At 35.5% G+C, this 3293-nt stretch carries 3 protein-coding genes and 1 pseudogene; all 4 read right to left on the bottom strand.

Features of this window, described 5'->3' with window-relative positions; genetic code table 11:
• Positions 1-20 precede the first annotated feature (20 nt).
• Positions 21-542 carry a gluconate 2-dehydrogenase subunit 3 family protein gene (locus ACOVO2_RS10285; RefSeq protein WP_421769882.1) on the bottom strand — a complete coding sequence of 174 codons (522 nt, stop codon included), beginning with the start codon at positions 540-542 and terminating at the stop codon, positions 21-23.
• A gap of 150 nt (positions 543-692) precedes the next feature.
• The gene (locus ACOVO2_RS10280; RefSeq protein WP_421769881.1) at positions 693-1514 is read right to left on the bottom strand and encodes a DUF4249 family protein; all 822 of its coding nucleotides are present in this window, start codon (positions 1512-1514) and stop codon (positions 693-695) included.
• 11 nt (positions 1515-1525) lie between these two features.
• Positions 1526-2704, bottom strand: a complete 1179-nt coding sequence (locus tag ACOVO2_RS10275) for a hypothetical protein (RefSeq protein ID WP_421769880.1) — start codon at positions 2702-2704, stop codon at positions 1526-1528.
• 12 nt (positions 2705-2716) lie between these two features.
• A pseudogene (locus ACOVO2_RS10270) lies at positions 2717-3293 on the bottom strand (TonB-dependent receptor); the annotation flags it as partial.

Genomic DNA, 3293 nt, shown 5'->3' with positions numbered 1-3293 from the left:
GCGAAGTCTTCCTTTGAATATTACTTCTTAACAGGTACACAGCCGTGATAACGAGCTGGGGCAAATTCAAAAATTCGTAGGTTAGTCATTACGTATTCTGAGTTGAGATAGCCTTGAATCGTGAGGTTTTTCACTAAACGCACAAAGCCTTTTTCATCGGTATTCTCCGAATTCGACATTTTATTCAAAACTTCGAGTTTTTGCTTGCCATCACATTCAATAAAAGTCTTTGAGAAATCTCTTTTTGCAGCAGCATCAACCAAAGCAAAGCCTTTCGAGAAAGTTTCTTGCGATTTTTTATCGTAGCAATCGGCCACCATTTTGATGGTAAATTGATGTACGTTGAGGTCTTTTGCTCCGAGAGTATCTGTTTTAGGAATAATCGTTTCGACGATTTCTGCCAGTAGATTTTCTTGTGTTTCCGAAATCTTTAAAGAAGTGCTTGAGATGGCTTCTTTGTTCCATGCGTTTGCCCACGAAGGTAGCACTATTGTACCGCCAATCGTTAGGGCAATATTTTTTATTGCCGAACGTCTTTGCATTTTGAGTAGGATTGAATTTTAAACGGATACAAATAAAACAATTTTTTACTGCACTTGTATAGACATATTGTATTTTTTGCGGTAGAGAGAGTCGGTGAGTGAAAGTTGTATGGTTTAGATTGTAGAAATTTGTGCTTTGTCAAAAATTATTTATCGTATTATTTCGTTCTCAACTGTTATTGGATAAACCGCTCCAAATATTCCGATTCCACCTTTGATATTTGAATAGCCTAAATTTGGCTCAGAAAACCGTTCAAAAATCCCCACATCACTATCGACCTTGCCTCTTCTTTCAATAAAAAATTCGTAGTTTTGGTCGATAGATGATACTGTTGTGAAAATATTTTTTAATCTAATATTAGATGGAATCGGAAACCTACCTGTGTAAATAAACTCATCTAAAACACTTGATTTTATAACCGATGCTCTGGTATTGTCGCTGTCCCAAATTATGCTTAGTTTAGTCGGCAAATTTGTTGCCGTAACTCCATCAATGATTGACTCTATCAAGTAGGCTTTTTCGGTGTTTTTCCAGTTTAATGAAAATTGGATTCCGTTATCGGTTCTTCTGTTTTTTATAGCTTGTATTTGAGGTTTGTTTGGAACAATACACGAAGCTTCAAGGGTTTTATTGTTTACTTTCACGGTTAAATAATATGTTTTTCCCGAAATAACTTTCAACTTATCTTGAAGAGCTTCGTATCGTTTATCTGTTGGGTTATAGAGTAGTTTTTGTGTAGTTGTACCGTCAGAAATAGATACTTCGGCATTGGTTATTTGCAGAGAATCATTTTTTATTACTTGCCCAAGTAAAATTCCTTTCGATACATAAACTGTCATTAGTGGAGTTGTAGGCGAAACTAAACTACTGACAGCAATTAAATTATTAATATCGGCAGTATTTTCTTCTACTTTCCATTTTTCGCAAGAAGTGCAGATGAAAAAAACAATAATCAGTTTTATAGCTTTCATTACGTAAAAAATTAAAATTTGAAAGAGTAGTTTAGCGAGGGAATTAGCGGTAATAAACTAAGATTACGTACTTCAGTCGTAATTCCCGAACCCAATACACCCGAAACAGAAGCAACGTAATAATAAAACGGATTGGCTCGGTTATAGGCATTGAAAACGCCAATTTCCCAAGTGCGTTCCATTCTCTTTTTCTTTTTTATAAACTGAATACTAAAATCAAGTCGGTGATAAGCTGCCGTGCGAAAACTGTTCCGTGCACCATAATAAGGAAGTTTAAAATTAGCTGGTTTATTTACTTCATCAGCATCAGAAAATAAACCCAAGAACGAGCCTTGTGGAATATTTATCGGACTACCAGAAGTATAAACCCAACTTGCCGCAACTTTTATTCTTTGGGTAATGTCATAACTCCCCACAATATTGAAGCTATTCCTAATGTCTTGCCTCGGATAAAAGGGTTTTCCTTGGTTGAGTTCTTGAAACCTATGAATGGTTTTTGATAATGTGTAAGAGGCTATTCCAGTTAATTTGCCAGAAGTTTTACGAATACCCCATTCGCTTCCAACCGAAATCCCTTCGCCTTGGGTTACGTTGTCTTCCCACAAAAAATCTTTTAATTCTGCATCGAAAGATGTTACTTTTACCCCTTCTCGGTAACTCAAAATATTGTTAAATTTCTTGAAATATAAGCCCGTAGTGAATAAAATATCACTTTTTTTGAACATTTTTTCTGCTTCAAGCGATACAATATCGGTTTGTTGTGGGACAAATCGCTTAGTGGCAGGAATCCAAGTATCTATCGAAAGCCCAAGCCCATTGTTTGATAATAAACTTATATTTTGGTTCATTCGGACATAAGTAGTTTTCAATAATACTTTTGCCTTGGTTTCATAACTCAACAAAGCTCGTGGTTCGGGCAGAATGAAAATTTTATCTTTTACAAAAAAGCTATTTAGCCTAAAACCCGAATTTAACAACAATCTTTCGCCAATACGATAGACATTTTCGAGGTATATTCCTGCTTCTATATTTTTGTAGGTATTGATAGTGGCAATGTTTTTGGTATTTACAAATACATCTAATTTTCGGGGTGTTACTGTGTGAAAGGTAGTCTGAAAACCAAATTTTAGCTGAGACTTGTTAGTTTTATAATATTCAAAGTCTGATTTTAGGCTAAAATCTCGAATCAACGAAGAAATACCTTAAGACTGGTTGAGGGTATCAGTCTTTGTTTGTCTGAAACCTTTTGAGGCATTGGTGGTCTGATAATTAGTGTAGGTAAATGTATTGTTGAGAAATAACTTCTGATTAAATAAATGATTCCAACGCAGAGTAGCAGTTTTGTTTCCCCAATTTGTGGAAGAGGAAAAGTCAGAAACCACCGTACTATTTGCTCTTTTTTCTTGGGTGGATAGTTCATCATACCCTGTGTAGGTGCTGAAATATAGTTTATTTTTGGCGTTTAGTTCGATATTAAACTTGGCGTTTACATCATAAAATTTGTAGAGAAGTTTTTCGCTATTACCGCTATCTAATAACTTTAGTAGTGGGTCGAAGTAAGTTCGGCGACCCGAAATTATAAAAGAAGCATTTCTTCTGAGAAATTTTATAGGACCCTCCAGCGTTAATCTACTTGAAATGATACCAATTCCACCTTCCGCATGAAAATCATTTTTGTTTCCCTCTTTCATCTGAATATCTATCACCGAAGAAAGCCTTCCACCGTAGCGAGCAGGAATACCACCATTGAAAAAACTAACATTTTTTACTATATCGGGG

The sequence above is a fragment of the Emticicia sp. genome (genome assembly GCF_049241225.1).
In the GTDB taxonomy this organism is placed as follows: domain Bacteria; phylum Bacteroidota; class Bacteroidia; order Cytophagales; family Spirosomataceae; genus Emticicia.
Note: the sequence above shows the minus strand (reverse complement) of the source record. Positions and strands in the feature narration are given on the sequence as shown.